Raw genomic sequence first — 25,241 nt, forward strand, 5'->3', positions numbered from 1 at the left:
TTCCTGAACCATGTTCAGGAGAGTTCAGCGTGAATGTATCAGTGTCCTAATCTAGCTTGAAATGACCGTGTTTTAGGTGGGGCTACTGTGTTTGAGTCGATCCAGCTCAAACAAAGCGGTGGGTAAACTCCTGCACCAAGTCCACACGTCCTTTGCGCAAAACCGCTCCCACGAGAGCAAGACCATGGCGGCCCAGCACTGTGGCCTCAGAAAGAGGGTAGGGCATGTATGTTAGCTTGCGTCCCTGGCCCAGAGACAATAGCCCCACCATTTTCTGGCGCCGGCCTCGAGGCCGCAAGATCCTGCTAGGAAAGCGTATCCAAGTTAAGTAGAGGGGGCTTCCAAATCGTTGCTGCCAGCTGCAGAGCTGGAATTGCCTTCCAGGGCTGCTTGGGCGTTGCGGCGCAGGCGGTGGGCCTTGAGCCGGCGCAGGGCAGAGGCCGGAAACTTGTGGTCGAATTCCCGATCATCGATCCGGGCCAGCTCCTGGAGATCAGGGGCAACATTCCAAGAGTAGGGCTGAAAATCCGGGATCCGGCTGGGTTGGGCAAAGCGTTGGTTCCAAGGGCAGACCTCCTGGCAGATATCACAGCCGGCCACCCAGTTGTGCAGGTTCTGGGCAATCTTGGCAGGGATCCGCTCGGCGTGGCTTTCTAGAGTGTGGTAGGCAACGCAGCGGCGGGAATCCACCACCCCTGGGCTGACGATGGCCTGCGTGGGGCAAGCCTCTAGGCAGCGGGTACAGGTGCCGCAGTGAGCGGTGTGGGGCTGGTCAGGGAGCAACGGCAGGGTGGTCAGGATCACTCCCAGAAACACCCAGGAGCCGTACTCGCGGGTGAGCAACAGGCTGTTTTTGCCGATCCAACCCAAGCCCGCCTGCATGGCCCAGGGCTTTTCCGCCACCGGGCCGGTATCCACGTAGAATCGACCCGTATGATTTGGGAACTGGGCTTGCATCCAGAGGTGGAGTTGTTTGAGCCGCCGTCCCAACACGCGGTGATAATCTCGACCCCAAGCGTAGCGGGAGATCTTGCCCTTGCCGGGATCCTGGCTGTGGCGGATGGGGGTGTAGTAATTCAAAGCCACACAGACCAACGACTGCACCCCCGGCAGCACCTGCTTTGGATCCATTCGCCTAGGATCCGCCATCCAGGCCATGTCGGCGGCCATGCCCGCAGCCAGCCAAGCTTGCAGGCCCCGCAAGTCGGGGGGATCCTCTATGCTGGCAATGCCGACTTTGTCAAAACCCAGGGCCAGGGCCTGTCGTTTCACCTGCGCAGTGGCTCTGGCCCAGTCGACCTCTGAACCCGCAGGGATCCCTGCCATGGCTATGCCGGCAAACCCATCACGCGGCGGTAGCGGGCCTCCAGCTGTGCCACCTGCTGGGAGCGGCGGGAGGGATCCCAGGAGCTACAAGCAAACAACTCCTGTCGCAGCTTGGCCACATCCACCGTCGTCACGGCTCCGCCGGACACCACCTGTTTTCCTCGCACCCAAACGCTATGCACTGCCTGGGTGGGCCGACCCAACACCAGCAGCCCAATGGGATCGGTACGGGGCAACAGCGACAGTTGGGTGAGATCGTACAGCACCAGATCCGCTTGCTTGCCTACCTCCAGGGATCCCATCTGATCCCCCAGGCCCAAGCCGATTGCCCCACCTCGGGCTGCCATCTCGATGCTCTCGCGGGGAGAAATCCAGTGGCGGTAGTCGGGATCCGTGATGTTGTGAAGGATGGTGCCGATTTTGATGGCCTCTAGCAAATCCTGCGAATCGTTGCTGGCGGATCCATCGCAGCCAAAGGCCACGTTCACCCCTGCCCGGCGGTATTTCAAGATGGGGGCAATGCCGCTGCCCAGGCGCAGGTTGCTCAGGGGGTTGTGAACAACCGTAGAGCCGGTGCGGGCCAAGATCTCGATATCGGCATCGCTGAGCCAGACGCAGTGGGCCAAGGAAGTTTTCCGGTCTAGGTAGCCCAAGCGCTCCAGATGCTCCACAGCACTACAGCCGTACTTTTCCTGGGCCAGCATCTGCTGGGCGCGGGTTTCCAACAGGTGGGCGTGGCGGGGTAGGTCATACTTCTGGCTTAACTCCGCACAGCCCTTGAACAGCTCGTCTGAGCACAGTTGGATCCCTGTGGGAGCCACCATGAGGGTAATGCCCTCTTCTGGCCGGTGAAAGCGCTGCACCGCCTCTTCCACAATGGCCAGCACCTCTGCTGTGGAGAGGGGATAGGTTTCCGGCTCCCGATCCCAAGAGGAGCTGCTGGGCAACCCCCGAGAGAGAGCCTGATCCTGGATCAAGGGGCCCACGAAGGCGCGGATCCCGACTTCTCGGTAGGCCCGTACCGCCGCCTCAATGGTGGCCAACTCTTGGCCTGGGATCAACACCAGATGATCCACCACCGAGGTGCCCCCCGTCAGCAGGGTTTCCACCGCCGTCCCCAGCGCGCTGAGATAGATTTTTTCCGGATCCGGCGGCACATACTCGTGCAGTTGTGCCAGCCACAGCTCCAGCGGATAGGGCGGTATGATCCCTCGTTGCCACATTTCGGAAGAATGGGTGTGGGCATTGACAAAGCCCGGCAGCAAGAGTTGGTTACTGGCATCCAGTTCCAGGCTGTCTGCGCCCGTTGCGGGTAACCCTCTGCCTATGGCAGCAATCCGTTCCCCCTCGATTCGCACATCTGCGGTTTCGTAGCCGGTGGCGGTGGGAATTAACGCATTGCGCAAGATAAAACTCATGCCCGGGATCCAAAAAGGCCGTCTGCTACCTTAGCGTGCTGGAGTTAACCCTGCCAAGGCGGGAGGATCAGAACATTTGCATGCATAACCTAGCCTTTCCCCCAAGGGATACCCAAGCGTAGTGGTTATAGAACTGCCGACATAGAGGTGCCCACACTCTCCATAACGCAGTTTCAACGCCTCTGCACCGCCGACATGGCCCTACAGCTCAGCCTTGACCGGCTATTTCTTTTTCTTGGCGGAGCCTTTTTTGGCCGGCTTGCTCTCGGCAGCAGGGGCCGGTTCTGGGGCAGGTTCTTCAGGAGGAGCGGGTGGAGTCTCTTCCACTTTGGGGGCCTCTGCCGGCTTGAGACCGGCTTGAGCGGCAACCTCAGCAGCAAAATCCACTTCTTCTTTCTCGATCCCCTCTCCCAGGACAAAGCGCACAAACCGCCGCACCCGAATGTTTTCCCCCAGTTTGGCAATGTGCTGCTTGACCAATTCCTCCACCGTGATCGAGGAATCTTTAATAAAGGGTTGATCCAACAGGGATAACTCTTTCAGGCGCTTTTCGATGCGACCTTGCACGATCTTCTCGCGTATGTTCTCCGGCTTATTGGCCAGATCTTCTTTGCCCATTTCAATGGCTTTTTCCCGCTCCACCACTTCAGCAGGGATCTGGTCAACGCTGACGTATTCTACGTTTTGGCAGGCGGCAATCTGCTTGGCGATGTCTTGCACCAATTTCTTGAAATCTTCGTTGCGGGCCACGAAGTCCGTCTCGCAGTTCACTTCCACCAACACCCCAATTCGATTGCCGAAGTGGATGTAGCTGTCAACTGCCCCCTCTGCCGCGACGCGACTGGCCTTTTTGGCTGCCCCTGCCAACCCTTTCTGTCGCAGCCAGGTGATGGCTTTCTCCATATCGCCACCGGAATCTTCCAGGGCTTTTTTGCAGTCCATCATGCCTGCGCCCGTCTTTTCGCGCAGCTCTTTGACCAGTTTGGCATCAATGCTCATGAGGGCTCCTCGAATGAAAGAACGGGAAGAATGTGGCGGGATATGAGTGAGAATGAGCGGGCTTCGGTAGAATTGTAAACCTAGATTTCAAGAATACACGCCTCTGGATAGGGAACAGGCAGGGAAGTGCCCGGATTGCACGGGATCCCTGCCCTTGCTCTAGCCTTCCTCGGCTTCTCCTTCTTCTTCGTCCTCCATGTCTTCCAGAATGTCGTCGTCCAGATCCATGGCCCCTTCGTAGTCGTACTCATCCTCTTCAACGGTGTCGAGCTGCCCATGCCGCCCTTCGTAGATGGCATCCGCCAACTTGCCTACAATCAGCTTAATCGCTCGAATGGCATCGTCGTTAGAGGGAATGAAGATATCGCTGAGATCGGGGTCGCAGTTGGTGTCCAGCAGTGAGATGATCGGGATGTTCAGCTTGATACATTCCTGAACGGCGTTGGCCTCCCGCCGCTGATCGACGATGATCACCGCATCGGGGAGCTTGCGCATCGTTTTAATGCCGCCCAAGTACTTTTCCAGCCTGGCCAACTCTCGCCGCAGACGGCTGGCCTCTTGTTTGGGCAGGCGATCCAGAAGACCACTGCTCTCCATCTCCTCAATTTCTTTGAGGCGGTCGATGCGGGTTTTGATGGTGGCCCAGTTGGTGAGCATACCCCCCAACCAGCGCTGGTTGACATAGTAGCTGCCACAGCGACGAGCCTCTTGAGCGATGATCCCGGCAGCTTGCCGTTTGGTGCCCACAAACAGGAAGCGCCAACCCCTGTCAGCAGCATCCCGCACATACTCGTAGGCTTCGTTCAGATAGCGGGCCGTCTGCACCAAATCGATGATGTGGATGCCGTTCCGCTCGGTAAAGATGTAGGGCCGCATTTTCGGGTTCCAGCGGCTGGCCTTGTGGCCGAAGTGAACCCCTGCCTCCAACAGTTGAGGCAAACTGACTACGCTCATGAGTTTTTCCTCTCCTACGGGTTAGCCTCCGCCCGAACGGATCCCAGTTACGGCCTTCCCGCCGGTTACCTGCACAGAGCGCTCTACCCCCATTGGCAAGGAACTCAGGAGCTGTTGCAGCAAACCGCGAAAGGGCTGTTAGGACACCCGGTGGTTCAGGCGTGTGATTTTTTAACAGCTTAACCAGGCTAGCACGTTTTTCGCAGGATCCCGCAGCTTGGGGTTAACTCTGGCGGCGATCCAATGCTAAACTGGCTAAGCGCTTCATAGGCTTCTACCTGTAAGTGCGTCGGGGCGTAGCGCAGCTTGGTAGCGCACCACTTTGGGGTAGTGGGGGTCGTGGGTTCAAATCCCGCCGCTCCGATACTGAGTAATCAGGGGAGGGCTTGAGCCGGACAAAGCCCACTATGCCGGAAACTTTGAGGTACTTTGGCTCCGCTGTCAATCCCTTGCCATTGGCTCCGTTGATCGGCAGCCTTAAGAATCAGGTCACAAGCTTGGCCGGACAATATGGGATCCCGGTTTTACGGTGCTGGATCCCGATGCGGAGCCGACCTTGAACAACATGGGGTTTCGACGGATCTGGAGCGCTTAATCACGGCCCAGGATCCAGGCAATAAGGGGGGGATCCCTGTGGTCAAGATAATACCGAACGGCTTGGGTCAGGTCGATTTCCAGGTCGCGGTTTTGGATGTCGGTGATCATCCTGTGCATAAGCTCCAGATGGATGCGGTCGTCTTGGGTGAGCAGAGCATACTTGCCATTGGGGCTGTTGTTGAGGGCGGCCAAGGCCGCTTGGGTGGCGGTAGCCGTTTTGGAAGGAGGCTTAAGGCGGGCATCCCGCAGCAAGAGAAACTGAAGCTTAGGGTGAGCAATCACCAATTGGTTGAAGTTATTGACCTGCCAATACATGCTGCCAGCAGCCACTTGGATAAAGGCAATCACCCGCTTTTGGCTGGGGAAATAGAGGTGATCTGGAAGCTTGCGTTTGCCCAGCTTCAGGGCACTCATGGGGACAGGATGGATCCCTTGCAGGGCATTGACGATGGTGCGCAATTTGCCGATATCAGCTGTGCTGTCCATAATCGCCTCTTGGGGATAGCTGGCACGAAGCTGGGCCTCGGTATCACGGAGGTAGGGTTCCAAGACTTCGGCAGGATCCTCAGAGAGGCTGGGTGGCTGGAGAGGCGGAGCTACAGCAACAAGACTCTGGGCAGGAAGAAGGGGGATGAGCAGTTGTTTGAGGGTTTGCAGCTCAGTTTCGAGCCGCTGGACACGGGCGGCTAGATTGCTGGCAGTGGGTACAACTTGCACCTGGGGAGGGAGAGGGATCCCGTTGATGTAGTGGCGATAGTAGGCTGAGGCCCGGTTGAGAATGGCCCGGATGGAGGGTTGACCAAGAATATCGCTTAGGTCATCGGCGGTAAAGAGAGCTTGGAGGTGGATCCCTGAAGGCAGGCGGCTCTGGAGAAGGGCTTGAAGCTGGGGAAGAGAGGGGAGATCTAGGGAGAGGACGGTTTGGGAGAGGCGATCGACGGTAGCCCGGTCAAATTGGGTTTGGAAATGTTGCCAACGGTCGGGGAACAGATTGAGGATAAACAGACTGTTGGGAATACGGGTAAAAAGCTCTTTCAGGGCATCGCCCAAGTTGAGGAGGATATCTCGATTTTCTTCTCGGCCCAAAGCTTCCAATTGGTCAAAGACAATAATGAGAGGTCGGTCAAGCAGCGAGAGCCTACCGATGACTTTCATTCCTTCTAGAGCAAAGGTGTTGCGGTCGAGATCTGCACTCCAGGGGGGCAACCCAATCAAGCCGGTATCCTCGGGATCCAGGTCGGTACCGCTGAGCCAGCGGATGATCTGGTGACGGCGGTTGGGATCCCTGTAGCTGCAGTATTTGATGATGCCCTTGAGAATGTTTTCGGTGGAACCGGTAAGGAAGTTTTGCTCTGCCCACCAGCGCAGAACCAGTTTTTCAATGGCTTGCCATTGTTGACGACGACGCTCGGTGCCTTCTGCTCCCAGGCGATGAAAGAGGTTGAGGGGATCCGCCGTGAGAAGGGAGAGAAGCTCTTCAGTTTTTGAGGTTTGGGGGAAGGTTTTCAAGATTTCCACAAAGCTCTTGGCAATCAAGTAGTCGAGCTGGGTGTGGTGATGGGCATCTACCCGTTCGCGCAGGGATTCCAGGGTGTGGCTGTAGATGTGGTGGTAGATGTTGTCGGGATGGGTGGGCTGAGGGATAAACAGGAGACGGTTGTGGCGCAGGAGGTTTTGGGCCACCCGCATGATCAGGTGGGTCTTGCCGGATCCAGGTTCACCCAGTAAGACAACCCCTCGGCTCTGGTGGTTGGGATCCCGTTGGATGTCCTGTAGGGTGGCAGTGAGCTGCTGGTACTGAGGCTGATAGATGGTGGTCTCGTCGGGATAATGCTGAAAGGGATTGTCAACTCTGCTGTTGGCGAAAGGATTGGGAACATTCTGGGCTTTGAGCTGAGCGTGGGTGAGGTGGCGATAGAGGTGGTAGGTAAAGAGGGCATCGTAGCTGGCGTCGTGGGCCAACTTGGAGTTGAAGTAGCCGCTCTCCAGTTGGATCCCAAGATGTTTGCTCAGGTACTCGAGTCCGTAACCGGCGAGGTTGGGAAAACATTGCTTGGCGGCTGACCAAGTACAGAAGATGGGGTTAGGAAGCCAATCTTGGTTAACTTGGTCAAAGGCTTGTTTAAGGATTTTTAGGTCGTGATCTGCATGGTGGAAAACAAGAGTCTTGCCTTGTGCCAAGCGCCGCAGGTCAGCAACGATTTGGGCCAAAGGTTTGGGCTGGGGGTGGTGGGGCGAGTATTCTTGGGTGTAGGCATGGTAAATAAGCTTGCCGCTGCTGTCGATAAGGGCGATCTCTTCCAGGTTGGGGTTGCCCTCGGTGTCGATAACCAAGTAGCTCATGGAGGGGCGGGATCCCGTGATGCTAATGTGCTCAATATCTCAGTGTAATTCTGGGTAGGCGGGTTCACCCGACACCAAGGGAACTAGAGATGAGTGAGCAGTGGTATTTTGCATACGGAAGTAACCTAGATGCCCAGCAGATGGGACACCGTGCTGTTGATTTCAAGGAAGCTAGGCGTGCTCGTTTGCAGGGATACCGCCTGACGTTCAACAAGCGCGGCAACGATGGAACCGGCAAGGCCAACATTGTCCGGGATCCCTCTGGGGTTGTGTGGGGAGTTGCCTATCTGTGCAGCTCGGACAGGCTGGAGAGGATGGATCGGTATGAAGGAATTCCGGGAGGTCATTACCGTCGCCAGCAGGTTCAGGTTCGAAGCGATGAGGGTGAAGTGATCGAAGCAATGACTTACGTGGCGGGAGATTCATTCATTGATGATTCATTGATCCCAAGCGAGGGATATCTTCAAGGAATCTTGAAGGGGGCACGAGAGCATGGGCTTCCCCCCGACTACATTCATCAAATTGAAGCGATGGGGTTGGGTGGCTGAGAGCACTCTGTCCAAGAGGATTGAGGCTGCTGGCAAACAGGTTCCTGCCCCTGACCTTAAGATGGAGCCTCAAACCAGGTGGGTTGATCCCGAACGGTTTTGGCAGCGTCCAGATCCAAGAGAGTGCGGCCTACCCGATAAAAGTGACGGCACATCCGTTGGCAATCCGAAAGGTCGGCGACTGTTATCTCAATCACCTACAACCATGCCAAACAGGCCACAGTAAAAGGCTGGCCATCGCAATGGTACTCCTCTTGCGTCTACAGATGCGGTGGGGCTAGTGTTGCCAGACTCTCATCTAACTCAGTAACTGTTCTTGCAACACGGAGTTTCTCAATAAAACGATGTAGTCTTGAATCTCTTGCGGAAGCATTTTAATGTCGCTATCCATTTGTCGATGAACAGAGAGAACCTCAACTCCAACCAGTTGATTTTCCTTGTCGAAATCCAAAACAACCCCAGGGGCAATCTCCTCTGAGCTTTGGACTTGAGCTGTTGTCAAACGAATATATCCAGCATCCACATCAGGATCAAACTCGATGAAAGGTCTCATGGCAGCTTTTTCCCCATTGTTCGATCAAAAAAGATAGTCACCACTGTCCAAGGATCCGTTGATTCATCGTAAACAATCTTCAGGAGGCGATTGCCGTACTCCGGAATTCGACCATAGGCTTGCTTGAGCTGAGGATCTTTGGGATCCACTTGTACGTAGTCAGGGCAGCTCAGAACTCTCTCGATCCACTGGCTTGCGATCTCTTGTCGCTGCTGCAGCCGTCTCAACGCATGCTCAGATAGCCGAAAGTGCTCAGACTCTAACACGAGCTACCCAAATGAGATAAGGAGCCGCTGGCGGGAGCTGACAACTCTTTTTTTCCTGCGGTTAAAGAGTAAACCTTGCCATATCATCTTCTCCACCGGATCTCGACCGTCAAACGGGGGGATCCCTGAGCAAGCTAGCTCTGAGATAGGCGCTTCACCTCAGCTCCAGAGAGCAGGCGATGGGCTTCTTGCAACAAAGCCGGGATCCGGTCGCGGTGGGGGCTGTGGATAAGATAAGGTCGCAGGGCTTCGGCATCCACTTTGTCTGCCCGCTGGCCGGGGAGCCAACTGCCGGCATTGCCCAACAGGTTGTAACGGCTCTTGGCATAGTCCACCAAGTCATAGGCCAAGACCAAATTGCGCAGCAGCAGAATGAACGGGATATTCACCTGTCCGGGGGTTTGGTCGTAGCGAGGCAGGCCCTGGTGCCAAGTTTTGGCGTAGTGTTCCCCCACCTGCTCGATCAAAGCTTGCTCTAGGCGGGCCAGGATCGGCGGCAACAGCTCATCAGCCCGATCCAATAACTCCACCGCCTGCAGGTGCTCATCAAAATCGCTGGGTCGGGCCGCCCCAATGCTGAGGGTGTGAACCTGGGGATGGGACAGACAGAACAGGTCGTTGAAGACCATCGGGCTGAGGGGTTGGCACAACTGCACCAGCTTGGCGGGCGGATCGTAAAGCTTGCCCCCCTTATCCGAGGGACTGATGATGAATACCCCCATATCCTGCTGAGCGGCGGCCTCAATGGCAGGCCAGTTGGTCTGGTTGACAAAATACCAGTGCAGGTTGACGTAATCAAAGCCCCCTGACTGTATGGCTTCCACGATCAGCTCCGTCGGCCCATGGGTGGAGAAGCCAACGAAACGCACCCGTCCCTGCCGTACTAGGCGCTGACACACCTCCAGGCACCCCCCTGGACGCAGGCTGTGTTCCAAGTCTTCCCAGGTGTTCAACCCGTGGATGGCCAGCAGATCCACATAATCGAGGTTCAAGTAGCTCATCGATTGCTCGAACTTGGCCAGGAACTGCTGCGGGTCGGCGCTGGGGCCAATTTTCGTCTGCACAATCAGATCTTGCCGGGGAAAGAGCGGCAAAATGCGGCCCAACTGCATTTCAGAAGTGCCATAGCCGCGGGCAGTTTCGATGTGGTTGATGCCCACCTCCAAGGCCCGGCGAATCGTCGCCTCCAGGTTCTGCTGGCTTGCCGCTGGGATCCCTGACCAAGGAGTATCTTGCCAGCTGTGTTGATAGCGCATGCCACCACAGCTCAGCACAGGCATAGGCAGCTCGGTACGCCCAAATCTGCGATACTGCATGGTTTTTCCCCTGGACTAAGCCCCATTTTAGGGCGGGCTTTCCATACCCCACCGCCGAAACTTGAACCCTGAGCCGGCCGCATTGTGCAGCAGTCACCGTCAGAAATCAAGAAATCAGATCAGTCTGGAAATGTGAGGGCTGCAGGGGAGCGACTAAGCTAGAGTGTTTTAGGAGTACGGGGCTGACGGGGCTCGAACCCGCAACTTCCGCCGTGACAGGGCGGTGCTCTAACCAATTGAACTACAGCCCCAATCGCTGCGAATATCTATTCTGGATGTGGATGAGGATTGTTGTCAATCATGGTGGTTAGTTTGGCAGCACAGGCCGCAACCCTTGTGGATACTGCTCCGCAAAATGGGATCCCGACGGCGGCAATGCAACAGGTGGCGGATGTGCTCACCCAGGTGGCCCAACACCTGGATCACCTGCAATACACCACCTTGCGCTACCCCGATGGCGGCTGGCTGACGGTGCGGGTGGTCGAGGATCCTGCTGCTGGCGACTCATCCTCAGAGGGATCCCAGCCGACGACCCATCTGTGGATCCCGGCCTTCGGCCACCTGGAAGATGCCCACACCACGCTGGCAGAGCTTAAGGATCGAGCGCCGGAGCTGGAGACCGCTTCTTTTGGGGTTTTGGAGCTGTTGTTCTTGGCGTTGGGCCTTTCCCGGGCCGATGGCATCGTCTTTTACGACCAAGCTGGGGATCGGCAACAGGGCAAGACCGTGGCCTGCCGAGCTTTGATGGAACAGGTCAATCAATCGCTTCGCAGATGGGCCTCTCCACCCCCTTCAATGGCTTGAGCTCTTGAACTTTTCTCTTTTATGGTTTTGTGGTCATTTCGATTCAAACTAGGACAAAGCGTTGAATGCGGAGGGCCAGAAGGCTTTTCTAAGGACTCCGTCCCGCCGGCGCGATAGGACTCCGTCCCGCTGGCGCGAGCAGTAGCCCAGACGTCTCATCCTAACCTGAAACAACTATAAAACTATTAAAGATCTATAAAGTTTAAAGATCGCAACAAGATCGCAACGCAAACAGATCCGCCAGATCCGCAATCCGCCCTGCGTCAACTCAAGATGGCCCCCTGTCGGCGGGCAAACTTCCGCAGCTTCTCGTCCATCCGCGCCCCCCGTAGATCCGCTTTGCAAAAGTTGGTAAAGCGCTTGCTCTTTTCTTCTGGGTATCGAGCCAAACGAACCCCACCGCCCATCGACCAGATCACCGAGCTGGCCACCACCAAGGCGATCCCAGCCGCTCCTAACGCATAAACCAAATTGCCCGTGGTCAGGCGGACAAGCAAAAAGGCCAGGATCCCTGAGCCCAGCAGCCCCCCCAAGCCTGTCAGGATCCCTCCCAACGTCTTGGCCGATCCAGACAGTTGGATCAAAACCCGCAGCCAGTAGGGTTGAGGGGTGTTGAAGAGGATGCCGCGCAGATCCGCCCCCTGCAAGTTGGCCCCTGAGAAATCGGCCCCCCGCAGATCGGCCTGGCGCAAATCGTAGCCGGCTAGGTTTTGGTTGGCAAAGGACTTTCCCCGCAGATCCGCTCCCGCCATGGAAGGGATCCGCGGTGGGGTGGCCGGCTTGATCCGTCCGCCGCCTGTGATGCTACTGGCTCGGCCCAGTTGGGTGAAACCGGTGGTGCTCCCCCACTCAGAGGGGATGGATAGCGGGCTGCTGGCTGTCATTCCCCCTGCGGTGGACGGAGGGAGGGGTGTGGGCACGAAACCACCCGAGCGGCGCTTGGCCCAGTAGCCGGAGATCACCGATGTGCTGGGATTGGCAGACAGGGGAGAGCTGGGCAACACAATCGGCTGAGAGATCGGGCCGCCTGCCTCTTCCACCGGGATCCCTTGCAGCGCCCGCAAGACCTCGGTGGCGGTGGCAAAGCGCTGATTGATGGCCGGCTGCAACATGCGGTGCAGAATGGCGTCGAATTCCGGGCTGAGCTGCAGGCAATCCGACCAATCCCACTGCCCCGTTTCATGGTTATAAAACTTGGCCGGAGATTCCAACGTCATCAAGTTGATGCAGGTGGCAGCCAAGGCATAGAGATCGCTAGAGGGACCGACCGCCTGGCCGGCTACTTGCTCTGGGGGAGAAAAGCCCAGCGAGCGAATGGCCGTCGCCTCTTCTGCCAAATCCTGGCCCGGGCCGAGCTGCTTGACGGCCCCAAAGTCGATCAGCACCAATCGGCCATCTTCTTTGCGACGAATCAGGTTGGCGGGTTTAATGTCTCGGTGAACCGTGTTGTGGCTGTGGACATAGCTGAGGATCAGCAGCACCTCCTGCATCACCTGCCGGGTTTGTTCTTCGGAAAAGGGCCCATTGCGACGCATTTCTTGGGAGAGGGTGGTGCCCTGGATAAATTCCTGCACCAAGTAGAACTTGCCGCCTTCCTGAAAGTGGGCGTAGAGCTTGGGGATCTGCGAATGTTCGCCCAGGCGCTCCAACACTTGGGCCTCGCGATTGAAGAGCTCCTCCGCCAGCTTGGCCAGTTGCGGGGATCCCTCGACCGGGCGCAACTGCTTGATCACCCGCCAAGGTTTGGAGGGCATGTCCTCATCCCGCGCCAAAAAGGTAGAGCCAAATCCCCCCTGGCCGATGCGCTTGAAGGCCCGGTAGCGATTGCGCAGCAGCAAGGGATGGCCACAGGAGACACAGGTAGAAGCGTCCGCCGGGTTTTCCGGGTGCAAACAGGCAGGGTTAAGGCAGTAGCAGTTGGGCATACCAGTTTGGGGTTACCGGCTGGCGACCCGGACAACCGAGACCAAGCCAAGAAATCGGCAGGCGAGTTGCGAGAGATACATACAGGTTAAACCACACAGAAACAAATCTTGCACAACCGCCTCAAATAAGCTGATATTAGCGTCTGCCCGCCCTGAGGTTAATCGGACAAATCGCTTAGGTTTTCGGCGGATGGGGTTTGGTGGAACAGAGGAGAACAACAAGGGCTGGACTGCCCTGCAGAGGGAAAACTTAGAATTGATGAATACAGCCATCTTCGCCTGTCATGTTTCCAGCGCTTTCCGGTGCCGCCATTCGGCAAACTTTTCTGGACTTCTACGCCCAGCGGGGCCACCAGGTGTTGCCCAGCGCCTCCTTGGTGCCAGAAGATCCAACGGTGCTGCTGACCATTGCCGGCATGTTGCCCTTTAAGCCCATTTTCCTGGGGCAACGGGATCCGGAGTACCCACGGGTTACAACGGCCCAGAAATGTGTGCGCACCAACGACATCGAGAACGTGGGCCGAACGGCGCGCCACCACACCTTCTTCGAGATGCTGGGCAACTTCAGCTTTGGCGACTACTTCAAAAAGGAGGCCATCGCCTGGGCCTGGGAGCTGGTGACGGAGGTTTTCGGCCTGCCCCCGGAACGGCTGGTGGTGAGCGTCTTTCGCGAAGATGAGGAGGCTTTTGCCCTCTGGCGAGATGAGATAGGGATCCCGGCCCACCGCATCCAGCGCATGGGAGAGGCGGATAATTTCTGGGCTGCCGGCCCCACCGGCCCCTGTGGCCCTTGTTCTGAGATCTACTACGACTTCAAGCCAGAGCTGGGGGATGAGCGGATCGATTTGGAGGATGACTCCCGCTTTCTGGAGATCTACAACCTGGTGTTCATGGAGCTGAACCGGGATAGCGAAGGTCACCTGATGCCGCTGGCCAAGCAAAACATCGACACCGGCCTGGGGTTGGAGCGGTTGGCCCAAGTGTTGCAGGGGGTGCCCAACAACTACGAGACGGACTTGATCTTTCCCATCATTCAAACGGCGGCTGGGATCGCCGGGCTGAACTACTCCAAGGCCAACCCGGAGCAGCAGATCTCCCTGAAGGTGATCGGGGATCACGCGCGGGCAGTGATGCATTTGATTGCCGATGGGGTGCTCCCTTCCAATGTGGATCGGGGCTATGTGCTGCGGCGGCTGATCCGGCGGATGGTGCGCCACGGTCGGTTGCTGGGGATCGGCGAGCCTTTCACCATCCCGGTGATCGAGACCGCGATTCAGTTGGCCGAGGCTGCCTATCCTCAGGTGCGGGAGCGAGAAACCCTGATCAAGACCGAGCTGCAACGGGAGGAAGAGCAGTTTCTCAAAACCCTGGAGCGGGGGGAACGGCTACTGCTGGATTTGTTTACTGCCGTCGAATCTTCCCGCCGTGACAGCAGCTCGCCAAAGCAGATCTCCGGCGCCGACGCCTTCAAGCTCTTCGATACCTACGGTTTTCCGCTGGAGCTAACCCAAGAAATTGCCCAGGAACACGGCTTCAGCGTGGATCTGGAGGGCTTTGAGCAAGAGATGGAGAAACAGCGGCAGCGGGCCCGCGCCGCCCACCAAACCATCGACCTCACAGCCCAGGGATCCCTGGACGAGTTGGCGGATTTCCTCAGCCAAACGGAGTTTTTGGGGTACAGCCAATCTTCTGCCCGCGGCGTGGTCGAGGCCCTGTTGGTCGAGGGGAAATCGGTGCCCCAAGTGGAGGCAGGGCAGGCAGTGCAGGTCGTTTTGGATCGCACGCCCTTCTACGCCGAGTCCGGCGGGCAAATTGGCGACCGGGGCTACCTTTCTGGGGACGGCCTGCTGGTGCGGATTGAAGATGTGCAAAAGCAAGGGGATCTGTTCGTTCACTTTGGCCGTGTGGAACGCGGGATCCTGCGGGTGGGGGATCCCGTCCAAGCCCAAATCGACCTGGCCTGTCGGCGGCGCGCCCAAGCCCACCACACCGCCACCCACCTGCTGCAGGCGGCCCTGAAAAGAATTGTCGATCCCTCGATTGGTCAGGCGGGATCCCTGGTGGCTTTTGACCGGCTGCGCTTTGATTTCACCCTATCCCGGCCAGTCACCCCTGAGGAGCTGGAACAGATCGAGAACTTGGTGAACACCTGGATCGCCGAGGCCCATGCTGCTCAGGTGGCGATCATGCCCCTGGCCGAAGCCAAAGCCAGAGGTGCCGTGGCCATGTTCGGGGAAAAATACGGCGCCGAGGTGCGGGTAATCGACTTTCCGGGGGTGTCGATGGAGCTGTGCGGCGGCACCCACGTCAACAACACCGCCGAGATCGGCCTGTTCAAGATCATCGCCGAGACTGGAGTGGCTGCCGGGATCCGCCGCATCGAGGCCGTGGCCGGGCCGGCTGTGCTGGAATACCTGAACGAACGGGACAGGGTGGTGCGGGAGCTGAGCGCTCAATTTAAAGCCAAGCCCCAGGAACTGCCGGAGCGGGTTGCCGCCCTACAGGCGGAGCTGAAAGCTGCCCAGAAGGAACTGGAAGAGGTGCGCAGCCAGTTGGCCTTGCTACAGGCCGAAGGTCTGCTGGCCCAGGCGGTTGCCGTCGGAGATCTCAAGGTGCTGGTGGCCGAGCTGGGATCCACCACCCCTGAGGCCCTCAAAACCGCTGCCGAGCATCTGCTCCACAAGCTGGCGGAAGGGGCAGTGGTGCTGGGATCGGTGCCGGAAGCCGGTAAGGTCAGCCTGGTGGCTGCCTTTAGCCCTGCTGTGCAGCAACTTGGCCTGAAGGCGGGATCCTTCATCGGCGAGATCGCCAAACTGACTGGGGGCGGTGGTGGCGGACGGCCCAACTTGGCCCAAGCTGGGGGCAAGCAGCCGGAGAAATTGGCAGAGGCTTTGCAGGTGGCCCGGGAGCGGTTGCAAGCGGAGCTGATCTCGCGCTAGGGGAGCGAAGCCCTTTTGAGCAGCAACAGGCCGTCCATCAGCCACTACAGTCGTTCAGTTTAGAGTGCTGTTCAGTTTAGGGTGAGACGCCTGGGCTATTGAGGGAAGCCTTCTGGCCCCGTATTGGGTTATGGGTTTAGGTTTAAATCGAAATGACTATAGATCTTCGGCCAGTGCAGTTTCCGACAGGTCTTCCAAGCTCAGTTGCACCTGCCGCTGCAGCGCCTGAATCGCCTGGTATTCCTGCTGGATGCTGGCCTGGTACTGGGCAGCCAGGGCGGTGTTGCCCTCGGAAAAGGCTTGATCCCACAGTTGGGTCCAATAGCGGTAGCGTTTCTGGCGAATTTCCAGCTCCATGTTGGCAATGGCGGCCCGCACCACCATCCGTGGACGCATCAGGGCTACGCGGGTATTTTCGTCCAACCAGAGCAGATGGCTGAGGCGCTCGTTGAGCTGCTCATCTTGGGCACAGAGGGTGCGCAAAGCCGTCAGCAAAGTCTCTCCCCGGTCTTCCAGCTCCGGCTGAGCCGAGATCAGCTCCAAGATCCGCTGCCACAACTCGCGGTGGGGGCGAAAGCTAAATTGCAGCTCCCGCTCCAGCAAAGTTTGCCGAATTTCGCGGCGATACTCGCCAAAATGCAGAAAAATCTGCAAAAGATGGGACTCCGACTGCAAGAGTTTGGATCCCTTATTGAGGGAAGGTTGCTGGGGTTTGGCCCAGCGGTACTGCCGCACGGCTCGGCGCAGGTCTTCTTCCAAATCTCGACTGAGGCGACCATTGCCCCGACTGAGCAGTTCTGCCACTTTGTGCAAATACAAAGAGCGCCACTGTCCACCCAAACCGGCCAGCAGTTGCACAAGGGCTTGACGGGCCTGTTGAAAATCGGCGGCCCGGCTCAGATCCCGACCGGCCAGCACCTGTTCAATTCGCCAATCCAGCCACAGGGGGGCCTGCTCAATCAGGGTTTGCAGTTCAGCAACCGCTGGTGTCAGCGGGGCGGAGCCCCTGTGCTCCCACAAAAATTCGTCGGCATCTTTGCCCTCAGGAAGGGTGAGAATGCGCAGCTCAATTTCTCCGCGCCGCGCTTGTTCTTCAATGGCTTCAATGGCCCGGCTGGCGGCGTTCAAACCGGCCCGATCCGCATCAAAATTGAGGATCAGCCGCTTCGACTGGGTGTAGCGCAGCAGGGTCTTCACCTGGTGGGGTGTCAAAGCAGTGCCCATGGCCGCTACAGCATAGGCAACTCCCGCCTGATGCAGGGCGATGACATCGAAGTAGCCTTCCACCACCAAGACTTGATCGGCTTTGGCAATGGCATCGCGGGCAAAGTTGAGACCATAGACCACCTGGCTTTTGTTGAAAAGCTCTGTTTCTGGAGAGTTGAGGTACTTGGGCTGTCCTGACTCCCCCAGAGCTCTGCCGGCAAACCCGATCACCCGCCCCTGCACATCGAAAATGGGCAGCATGATCCGGTTGCGAAAGCGGTCGTAGTGGCCGGATCCCTGCTGGCGGGGAACCAGCAATCCAGCCTCTTCTAAAAGTTTGACCGGTTGGCGCTTGTGGTTGACCAAGTATTCGTAGAGAGATTGCCAGCCGGGGGGAGCAAAGCCGATTTGAAATTTTTGCAAAGTTTCTTCGCTCAGGTGGCGGCTGTGCAGGTACTGGCGGGCGGCGGATCCTAGCTGGGATCGGAGGGCATGCCGATAAAAATCGGCAGCCATGGCCAAAATCTCCAGCAGCTTTTCCCGGTGGGAGAGCTCCCGCTCATCAAGGGATCCCAAGGGCTGTGTCTCGGTGTGGCGAGTGGGCAGAGGGATGTGGTAGCGCCGGGCCAAGTGGCGCACGGCCTCAGCAAAGGAGAGATGCTCGGTCTGCATGACAAAGCGCAGCACATCTCCCCCTGCCCCGCAGGAGAAGCACTTGTAGATCTGCTTGCTGGGGCTGACCTGAAAACTGGGTTTGTGGTCGTTGTGGAAAGGGCAAAGCCCAACGAAGTTCTTCCCCTGCTTGCGCAGCACCACTTTTTCGGCCACCACTTCCACGAGGTCGGCCTTTTGGCGCACCAACTGAATGAAATCGGGGGGCAGACCGCTCATGGCTGCAGGGGATCCTGACCTTATAGTAGCCGGGGGAAACTCGACAGGCTGTCTTTTGACCTGGCCCAACGGGCTTGGGATAATGGGCGGGCCTTAAAGGCTAGTTTTCGGTCAGTCCCTGAGATGAAAATGCGAATGATCAACCTTTTTATCGGGCTTTTGGTGGCAGTATTTGCCCTCTTTTTAGGCCCGCAAATGGCTTCTGCTGAGCCTGATTTGGCCTTGGGAGCCAAGGTCTTTCAGGCCAAATGTGTGGGTTGTCACTTGAACGGGCGCAACACTTTGGTGGCAGCGAAAAACCTTTCTCTGGCGGCTCTTCATGAGTACCATGTAGACACCCCTGAGCTGATCCAGGCCCAAGTGAGAAACGGCAAAGGGGCCATGCCGGCTTTTGCCAAGATTCTCAAGCCGGAGGAGATCGAGGCGGTGGCAGCCTACGTTTTGGATCGCGCTGAGCACAACTGGAGTAGAGGCTAGTGTCCAAAGAGAGGACTCAAGATCCAGCCTTGCTGCAGGAAAGCCCGGCGGAGCGGCTGCCTCACGAGCAGGGATGTGAAGGACAGGGATCCCGCCGCAAAATCTTGTCGGTTGGCGTGGGAGCCCATGGCTTGGTGGCGGTGGGCATTTCTGCCCATGGGGTAGTGGCCATCGGCGTGGTGACCCACGGCATCCTCTCCATTGGCCTAGTGGCTATGGGGGCGCTCTCCTTCGGGCTGGTGTCGATGGGTTTGGCCAGCGCCGGCCTGGTGTCGATGGGCCTAGCCAGTTGGGGACAGCACAGCATGAGCGTAACGGAATCCCACGGATCCCATCACCACCCCTAGGTTTTGACCAACAAACACTGCATTTTTCTCTTTCTCTACAGGCTTGCAAGGAGCATCTGCGAATGTTCAGTCTGCAAAGATACTTGACCCTGGCCAAGCAATCTCTGCTGGCCCTGGGAATGAGTTGTTTGCCCCTTTCTTCTGCCTGGGCCCATGTCACCGTCCATCCCAAAGAGGCCCCGGCGGGCAGCTTTGCCAAGCTCACCTTTCGGGTGCCCCATGGCTGCGATGGATCCCCGACCGTGCGCCTGCGGGTGCAGATCCCGGAGGGATTCGTCTCTGTGAAGCCGATGGTGCATCCCCTGTGGAAAATCGAGACGGTCAAAAAGCCGCTGGAGACCCCCTATGAGTCGCATGGGAAGATGATTACCGAAACGGTTGCCGAGGTGATCTGGAGCGGCGGCTCGCTGCCCGATGAGTTCATGGATGAGTTCAGCATCAGCCTCAAGCTGCCGAATCGCCCCGGTGAGGTCATCCCCATCCCAGTGATTCAGGAGTGCGAGCAGGGCATGTACCGCTGGATCCAGGTGGCTCAGCCTGGCGAGGATCCCAACAGTTTGCCGGAGCCGGCTCCGCTGCTGAAGCTGACAGGTGGAGACATTGGACAGGGTCACGGTCATGGCCATGGGCACGGCCATGGGCACGGTCACGGTACCCGCTAGGCGGCCTGGTTGGGATCATGTCTTATCCTAGGGGGGGTTTTGCTGGGATTTGGGCTGGGATCCTCTGCGCCTTGCTGTGGGTGGCCGGGATCCAGCCCGTTTTTGCCCATGCCAGCTTGCTATCCACCTTCCCGGAGGATGGGGCAGTGTTGCAGGAAGCGCCGACACAGGTGCGGCTTGTTTTCAATGAGCCGGTGCAGATCACACAGCTCCAGGTTTTAGACAGCAACGGACGAGCTCTGCCCTTGGAAAATCGGGTGACCAGGGGTGAGGCACCGCAGGGGGATTTGCCGCAGGGGATCCCCGAGGGGGTTTACATTGTCAGCTGGCGGGCCATTTCTGCCGATTCTCATCCGGTAAGCGGTTCGTTTGTTTTCCTGGTGGGAGCGGATCCGGAGCGAGTTCAGACGGTGAGGGCGACCCAGCTTCAAGGAAGGGATCCCTTGTACTGGCCGCTGGTGGGGGTACGCTGGGGGATCTACTTGGGCAGCCTCTTTGTGGTGGGGGTGCTGGGCTGGTGGCGACTGTTGCGGGGGCAGCGGAGCAGTTTCGCCGATTCTGATCGCGTCAGCGGGGCGGAGCCCTTATCTTGGGCTTTTGCGACAGCTTGGATCACCCTCAGCTTGACCGTGGTGGCCTTCAGTCTGCATTTGGCCCAGCTTTACCCTTACTTTAATGGGCGAGAGCTGCTGGGTGTGATGCTTTCTCCCTACGGCTGGGGTACAGGGCTGCGGCTGGTGGGGCTAGGGATCCTGATCTGGGCCTGTGAGGGAGGTGCCGCCTGGGCCAGTGGCATGGGGTCGGTGTTGGTGCTCGGCTCCTTTTTGCCCATCGGCCATGCCCTCACCAGCGAGTATCCCGCGGGGACGATGGCGCTGTTGGGGCTGCACCTGGCCGGCTCGGCTTTTTGGTTAGGGGGGCTGTGGGGGTTAGAGCGCCTGTTGAGCAGGGAATCTGCTCCCTACCCATCTGTAGGCATCATCCAACGGTTTTCTGACGTGGCCACCTGGGCGGTACCGGGGCTTATCCTGGCGGGGGTGGGGATGGGTGGGATCCACCGCGGCTGGGACTGGGATCATCCGTATGGGCAGTATCTCTGGGCCAAGCTGCTGCTGGTGCTGATGATGGTGGGGCTGGGCGCCCACAACAAGTTTCGGCTGGTGCCGGGATTACAGCAAGGTGGACAGGCCGCGGGCCGGTCGCTGCGCCGGATCGTCCGCCTGGAGTTGGTGGGGCTGATGCTGGTGCTGGCCTTGACCAGCTTCCTGGTGGCCCAGGCTCCTCCCAGTAATGGAAGGCACGGCATGGGATCCCCCCTGGAATCAGGTTGGCAGACCAGTTGTGAAGAGAGCTTGAACTGGCCGGAAGGCAGCCTGCACCTGAAGATTCTGCCCTGCCGTCCCGGAGAAAACCAGATCCAAGTTGAAGTGAAAGGGATCCCGGCTCAGGAATTGACCCTTGGGTTTTCCCTGCCGGAACACGGGATCCCCCCTCTACGCCGCACTGTAGCGCCGGATGGGCCTGGCCAATTTGTGGTGGAAAATGTGCCCCTAGCCCTGGCGGGGGAATGGCAGATCGAGGTGAGGCTGTTGGTTAGCGATTTTGCAGAGCGGCGAGGTCAGATTGCAGTTTCTCTCCGACCCAATCGTTCAAGTCATTGAAGATCGCCAACAGAAAAAGCTGAAAAAGACCCTGGATAGGAGCTGTGGGTTGCTCCGCCCAAGGGCGTCGGCCTGTGGCAGAATCGAGCCAGCTCGTAGTGGCAAAAGGCTGCTCCGCTCAGGCGACTGGCTTGGCTATGGAAGACAAGATCAGAGCGGGAAGTGTGCTCAGGGGACGCTATCGCATTCTCCATCCCCTCGGGGAAGGGGGATTTGGCATAACCTACAAGGCGGTGGATCAAGACACCTTCGATAGCCCCTGCGTCGTCAAGCGCCTTCGCCCCCTCTCCACGGATCCTTATACACTGGCCACGGCTCGCAAGCTCTTTGAACGGGAAGCCAAGGTTCTCAACCGGCTCAACCACTTCGACCAGGTGCCCCGCCTTTTGGCCCACTTCGAGCAGGATCAGGATTTTTACTTGGTGCAAGAGTTTGTTGCCGGGCATGATCTCAGCCAGGAGCTGATCCCAGGCAAGCCGCTGAGCGAGGCCGAGGTTTTGAAACTGTTGTGGGATATTTTGGAGATCCTGCGCCATGTACACGCCCACCAGATCGTCCATCGGGATATCAAGCCGGCCAACCTGATGCGCCGCGATGCCGATGGCAAGTTGGTGTTGATCGACTTTGGGGCAGTCAAGGAAGTGGGGCGGTTGGTCAGCCATGCCCCCGGCCAAACTCAGTTGGCGACGGTGATTGGCTCGGTTGGCTACATGGCGCCCGAACAGCTCAACGGCAAGCCCCAGCCCTGCAGCGACCTGTACTCCGTAGGGGTGCTGGCCATCCAAGCCCTCACCGGTCGTCCTCCCCATAAGATCCGGGATGATCCCCGCACCGGCCAACTGCTCTGGCGGGATTTGGTTCAGGTCAGCGAGGAGCTGGCCGAGATTTTGGATCGCCTGATCTGCCCCCACTGGCAAGAGCGCTTCCAGTCCGCTGCTGAAGTGTTGGAGGCGCTGCGGCCCCTGTTGCCTTTTCCCCAAGAGGCGACGCTCGGCGATGTTTCGGTGGATCAGGTTTTGGCGACGCGCCTGTTGGCCCGCGCACAGGAGAAAGCTCGCCAAGGGGATTTCCAGGGGGCGATTGCCGACTGTACGTTGGCCATTCAATTGGATCCCCAAAATAGCCGCGCCTACAGCCAGCGGGGCAGCGCCCGCTACAAAAGTGGGGACTTGGCAGGGGCCATCGCAGATTACACCCAAGTTATTCAACTGGCAGGGGATGCCCGCGCCTATTTCAACCGAGGTATTGCCCGCTACCGGCTGGAGGACTACGAGGGAGCTGTTGCCGACTACACCCAGGCTCTCGGCCTCAACCCACAATGGGCGGTGGCCTACTACAACCGTGGCAATGCTTACCGGCAACTGAATCAGCAGCAGCAGGCCATCGAAGACTATTCGCGGGCCATTGAGCTCAACCCGGAAGATGTGCGGGCCTATTTCAACCGCGGCGTGGTGCGCGGCCATCTGGGAGATGCGCAGGGGGCAGCAGCCGATTTTTCCGAGGTGATCAAGCGGGACCCTCAGGACGGGGAAGCCTACTTCAACCGGGGAGTGGCGCGGGTCCAGTTGTCAGATTTGCAAGGGGCCGTCGAGGACTACACCCAAGCGCTGCAGTTGGATCCTCGCCACGGCAAAGCCTATTACCACCGGGGCCTGGCCCGACAAGCGTTGGGGGATCCCCAAGGGGCCGTTGAAGATTTTTCTCAGGCCCTATCCCTACGGTCTGCTGAGGCCACTGAGCTACCTGAGGCAGAGGCGGCAGCCCAGGCGGATCTCTACTTGCAGCGGGCCATGGCCTACCTGAGCAGCAACACCCTGGAGCCGGCGCTGGCCGATTGTGAACAGGCTCTCCGTCTGGATCCCAACCTGTCGCGGGCCTATCTCTGCCGGGGCTTGGCTCGCCAGGGGCTGGGGGATCCCGGCGGCGCTCTGGCAGACTTCAACCGCGCCCTGGAGCTGGATCCCCAAATGGCCAAAGCCTACCTCAACCGGGGCATTGCCCACCTGGACTTGGGCAACATCGAAGCGGCTTTGTCGGACTTGAGCCAGGCCATCGCTCTGGATCCCCAAGATGCCAGTGCCTACAGCAGCCGCGGGCGAATCCATTGGCTGTTGGGGGATCCCCTGGCGGCTCTGCGGGATTATACAGCTGCCCTGGAGCGGGATCCGCAGAACCCTCAGCTCTACCTCAACCGCGGCCAACTCCATGCTGAGCGGGAAGATTGGCCGGCAGCCTGTGAGGACTTCTCGCAGGTGTTGCAGTGGGCGGCGAGGCCTGGGATCCCACGCGGGCCGGAGCTGCTGGTTAATGCCCATCTGCGCCGCGGTATGGCACGGCAACGGTTGGGGGATTGGCAGGGAGCGCTGGCCGATTTCGACCAAGCTCTGCAAGGGGATCCTCAGTCGGGCTTGGCTTATTTCCATCGCGGCCAAGTGCGGGCTGCTCTGGGAGATGGGCTGGGGGCCATCCAGGATTACCACCAGGCTTTGGCGCTGGGGGTGGCAGTGGCCGAGGCGGATATCCGCCGAGATCTGGCGCGGGCCCAAATCCAGACGGGAGATCTGCAGGCGGCCTTGGAGCAGTTGAACGAGGCGGTGCGCTTGCAGCCGGAACGGCGGGATCTGCGCCAAGAGCGAGCTGAGTTGTGCCGACAGCTGGGCCGGTGGCCAGAGGCCATTGCCGACTACGACGAGGTGTTGCGGCAGGATCCTCAGGACTGGACGGCTTGGCTGGGACGGGGCATGGCCCATGGACAGGTGGGCAACTGGGATTCCGCCATTCAGGATCTCAGCCGGGTTTTGCAGCAGGATCCTGACCACAGGGAAGCGCTGTGGCACCGAGGACAAGCTCTGCAGCAGTTGGGTCAGACCGAAGCGGCCTTGCAAGATCTCAACCGCTTGCTGCAGCAGGATCCCCAACACAGGATGGCCCGCTTGGCCCGCGGCTCTCTGTTGTTGACGTTGGCAGTGCGCGGCACCGATGGCCCCACCAACCGTGCGGAGCAGGATCGCGTCAGCGGGACGGAGTCCTTGGAGCTGGGGTACTACGCGCAGGCTGAATCCGACTTCGACCAAGTCATCCAGGAAGAGGCCCAAGACGGGGAACAGTCCCGGCAGCTCTATCTGGAGGCCCACCTGAAGCGGGCCCAAGTCCGCCGCCTGCGCCACAACCTGGAGGGGGCAATAGCCGATTGGGATCGGGTCTTGGAGCTGGCCAGCCCAGGGGATCCAGAAGTGCTGGTCACCGAAGCCCTGTTGTATCGGGGCTTGTGTCGCCAAGAGAGGGGGGATCTGGCTGGGGCGTTGGCCGATTTCACGGCGCTGATCCAGCAGCAACCGCAGGCTTCTCAGGCTTTTGCTTTGCGGGCAACGGTGCATCTGGCTTTGGGGGATCAAGAGATGGCACTGGCGGATCTCGACCAAGCCCTGAGTCTTGACCGAGACTGGGGGGTGGCCAATGCTGCCCTGGCCTACCGTCAACGGGGGGATCTACACCGGCAGGCCAATTGCCCTGAGCTGGCCATTGCCGACTACACGCAGGCCCTGGCCTTGAACCCCCAGGAGCACTCTGCTTTGCTCCACCGAGCTCTCCTGTGGGATGGCGAGGGACAGACGGACAAAGCGATAGAAGACTACACCCGACTGCTGCAACTGGAGCTGGATCCCCAGGAGCGGGTCTGGGTTTTGAACAACCGCGGCTGGGCCTACGCCCAACAGGGGGATTTTTCGGCGGCCATCCGCGACTACGACCAAGCCATAACACTCTGCACTGCTGACGCGAAGGAGGGGGATCCCTGCCACCTCAAGGCCCACCTCAACCGCGCCCTGGCCCGGACTGCCCTTGGGGATTGGCAGAGAGCCTGCCAGGATTTCCAGGCTGCCCTCCAGATGCAAGGGTACGAAGGTCGGCTTTTGGAAGACGTTATCGCTAGTTATTTCAAAATAGGTTGAGACACTTCCCAAAGGCTCCGCGCCGTCGCCGCGGCCACCTCCAACCTCTCTTAGAAATC

General features: G+C 58.8%; 17 protein-coding genes, 2 tRNA genes and 1 pseudogene. 9 read left to right on the forward strand and 11 right to left on the reverse strand.

The features are described from left to right. Positions 1 to 324 precede the first annotated feature (324 nt). The 4 genes and pseudogenes from queG to rpsB all read right to left on the reverse strand — a co-directional run bounded on the left by queG (position 325) and on the right by rpsB (position 4,697). Entirely contained in the window at positions 325 to 1,326 is a 1,002-nt protein-coding gene (gene queG, locus NW843_RS02960) for a tRNA epoxyqueuosine(34) reductase QueG (RefSeq protein WP_414522071.1), read from the reverse strand. Positions 1,327 to 1,328: 2 nt separating this feature from the next. After that, the gene (locus tag NW843_RS02965) at positions 1,329 to 2,744 is read right to left on the reverse strand and encodes an amidohydrolase (RefSeq protein WP_414522072.1); all 1,416 of its coding nucleotides are present in this window, start codon (positions 2,742 to 2,744) and stop codon (positions 1,329 to 1,331) included. Between the two features lie 354 nt (positions 2,745 to 3,098). Further along, positions 3,099 to 3,743: pseudogene (tsf, locus tag NW843_RS02970) on the reverse strand (translation elongation factor Ts); the annotation flags it as partial. Positions 3,744 to 3,902: 159 nt separating this feature from the next. After that, entirely contained in the window at positions 3,903 to 4,697 is a 795-nt protein-coding gene (gene rpsB / locus NW843_RS02975; RefSeq protein WP_011433146.1) for a 30S ribosomal protein S2, read from the reverse strand. A 290-nt stretch (positions 4,698 to 4,987) separates the two neighbouring features. On the opposite strand from rpsB, the gene NW843_RS02980 reads away from it, so the two are divergent. Next, positions 4,988 to 5,061 (forward strand) — tRNA-Pro (locus NW843_RS02980). A gap of 227 nt (positions 5,062 to 5,288) precedes the next feature. On the opposite strand, the gene NW843_RS02985 is transcribed toward NW843_RS02980, so the two are convergent. Then, positions 5,289 to 7,637, reverse strand: a complete 2,349-nt coding sequence (locus NW843_RS02985) for an AAA family ATPase (protein WP_414522073.1) — start codon at positions 7,635 to 7,637, stop codon at positions 5,289 to 5,291. An 89-nt stretch (positions 7,638 to 7,726) separates the two neighbouring features. Here NW843_RS02985 and NW843_RS02990 point away from each other — a divergent pair, with 89 nt between their 5' ends. Continuing rightward, positions 7,727 to 8,185 carry a gamma-glutamylcyclotransferase family protein gene (locus NW843_RS02990; RefSeq protein WP_414342279.1) on the forward strand — a complete coding sequence of 153 codons (459 nt, stop codon included), beginning with the start codon at positions 7,727 to 7,729 and terminating at the stop codon, positions 8,183 to 8,185. Positions 8,186 to 8,483: 298 nt separating this feature from the next. Here the strand turns inward: NW843_RS02990 and NW843_RS02995 are convergent, their stop codons facing one another. The 4 genes from NW843_RS02995 to NW843_RS03010 all read right to left on the reverse strand — a co-directional run bounded on the left by NW843_RS02995 (position 8,484) and on the right by NW843_RS03010 (position 10,571). Continuing rightward, entirely contained in the window at positions 8,484 to 8,738 is a 255-nt protein-coding gene (locus NW843_RS02995) for a DUF2283 domain-containing protein (RefSeq protein ID WP_011433140.1), read from the reverse strand. Beyond that, on the reverse strand, positions 8,735 to 9,004 hold the full coding sequence (locus NW843_RS03000) for a DUF4258 domain-containing protein (RefSeq protein WP_011433139.1): 270 nt from the start codon (positions 9,002 to 9,004) through the stop codon (positions 8,735 to 8,737). The genes NW843_RS02995 and NW843_RS03000 overlap by 4 nt, the downstream gene beginning before the upstream one ends. A gap of 134 nt (positions 9,005 to 9,138) precedes the next feature. Next, on the reverse strand, positions 9,139 to 10,320 hold the full coding sequence (locus tag NW843_RS03005; protein WP_414522074.1) for an aldo/keto reductase: 1,182 nt from the start codon (positions 10,318 to 10,320) through the stop codon (positions 9,139 to 9,141). Between the two features lie 177 nt (positions 10,321 to 10,497). After that, positions 10,498 to 10,571 (reverse strand) — tRNA-Asp (locus NW843_RS03010). Positions 10,572 to 10,620: 49 nt separating this feature from the next. On the opposite strand from NW843_RS03010, the gene NW843_RS03015 reads away from it, so the two are divergent. Then, positions 10,621 to 11,124, forward strand: a complete 504-nt coding sequence (locus NW843_RS03015; protein ID WP_414342275.1) for a hypothetical protein — start codon at positions 10,621 to 10,623, stop codon at positions 11,122 to 11,124. A gap of 263 nt (positions 11,125 to 11,387) precedes the next feature. Here the strand turns inward: NW843_RS03015 and NW843_RS03020 are convergent, their stop codons facing one another. Beyond that, on the reverse strand, positions 11,388 to 13,049 hold the full coding sequence (locus NW843_RS03020) for a protein kinase domain-containing protein (RefSeq protein WP_414522075.1): 1,662 nt from the start codon (positions 13,047 to 13,049) through the stop codon (positions 11,388 to 11,390). Between the two features lie 284 nt (positions 13,050 to 13,333). On the opposite strand from NW843_RS03020, the gene alaS reads away from it, so the two are divergent. Further along, positions 13,334 to 15,988 (forward strand): alanine--tRNA ligase, encoded by a 2,655-nt coding sequence (alaS, locus tag NW843_RS03025; protein ID WP_414522076.1) that lies wholly within the window; start codon positions 13,334 to 13,336, stop codon positions 15,986 to 15,988. A gap of 156 nt (positions 15,989 to 16,144) precedes the next feature. Here the strand turns inward: alaS and dnaG are convergent, their stop codons facing one another. Continuing rightward, positions 16,145 to 18,085, reverse strand: a complete 1,941-nt coding sequence (gene dnaG, locus NW843_RS03030) for a DNA primase (protein ID WP_414522077.1) — start codon at positions 18,083 to 18,085, stop codon at positions 16,145 to 16,147. Positions 18,086 to 18,220: 135 nt separating this feature from the next. On the opposite strand from dnaG, the gene NW843_RS03035 reads away from it, so the two are divergent. The 5 genes from NW843_RS03035 to NW843_RS03055 all read left to right on the forward strand — a co-directional run bounded on the left by NW843_RS03035 (position 18,221) and on the right by NW843_RS03055 (position 25,182). After that, positions 18,221 to 18,562 carry a c-type cytochrome gene (locus NW843_RS03035; RefSeq protein WP_011433133.1) on the forward strand — a complete coding sequence of 114 codons (342 nt, stop codon included), beginning with the start codon at positions 18,221 to 18,223 and terminating at the stop codon, positions 18,560 to 18,562. Beyond that, positions 18,562 to 18,909 (forward strand): hypothetical protein, encoded by a 348-nt coding sequence (locus NW843_RS03040; protein WP_414406505.1) that lies wholly within the window; start codon positions 18,562 to 18,564, stop codon positions 18,907 to 18,909. Before NW843_RS03035 ends, NW843_RS03040 begins: the two co-directional genes overlap by 1 nt. A 62-nt stretch (positions 18,910 to 18,971) precedes the next feature. After that, positions 18,972 to 19,571, forward strand: a complete 600-nt coding sequence (locus NW843_RS03045; protein ID WP_414522078.1) for a YcnI family protein — start codon at positions 18,972 to 18,974, stop codon at positions 19,569 to 19,571. Between the two features lie 17 nt (positions 19,572 to 19,588). Further along, complete coding sequence (locus NW843_RS03050; protein WP_414522079.1) at positions 19,589 to 21,232, forward strand: copper resistance CopC/CopD family protein; 1,644 nt, start codon at positions 19,589 to 19,591, stop codon at positions 21,230 to 21,232. A 137-nt stretch (positions 21,233 to 21,369) separates the two neighbouring features. Then, complete coding sequence (locus tag NW843_RS03055; RefSeq protein WP_414522080.1) at positions 21,370 to 25,182, forward strand: tetratricopeptide repeat protein; 3,813 nt, start codon at positions 21,370 to 21,372, stop codon at positions 25,180 to 25,182. Positions 25,183 to 25,241 lie beyond the last annotated feature (59 nt).

Origin of the sequence: Synechococcus sp. R5-12 (assembly GCF_047502655.1) — a bacterium.
GTDB lineage: Bacteria > Cyanobacteriota > Cyanobacteriia > Thermostichales > Thermostichaceae > Thermostichus.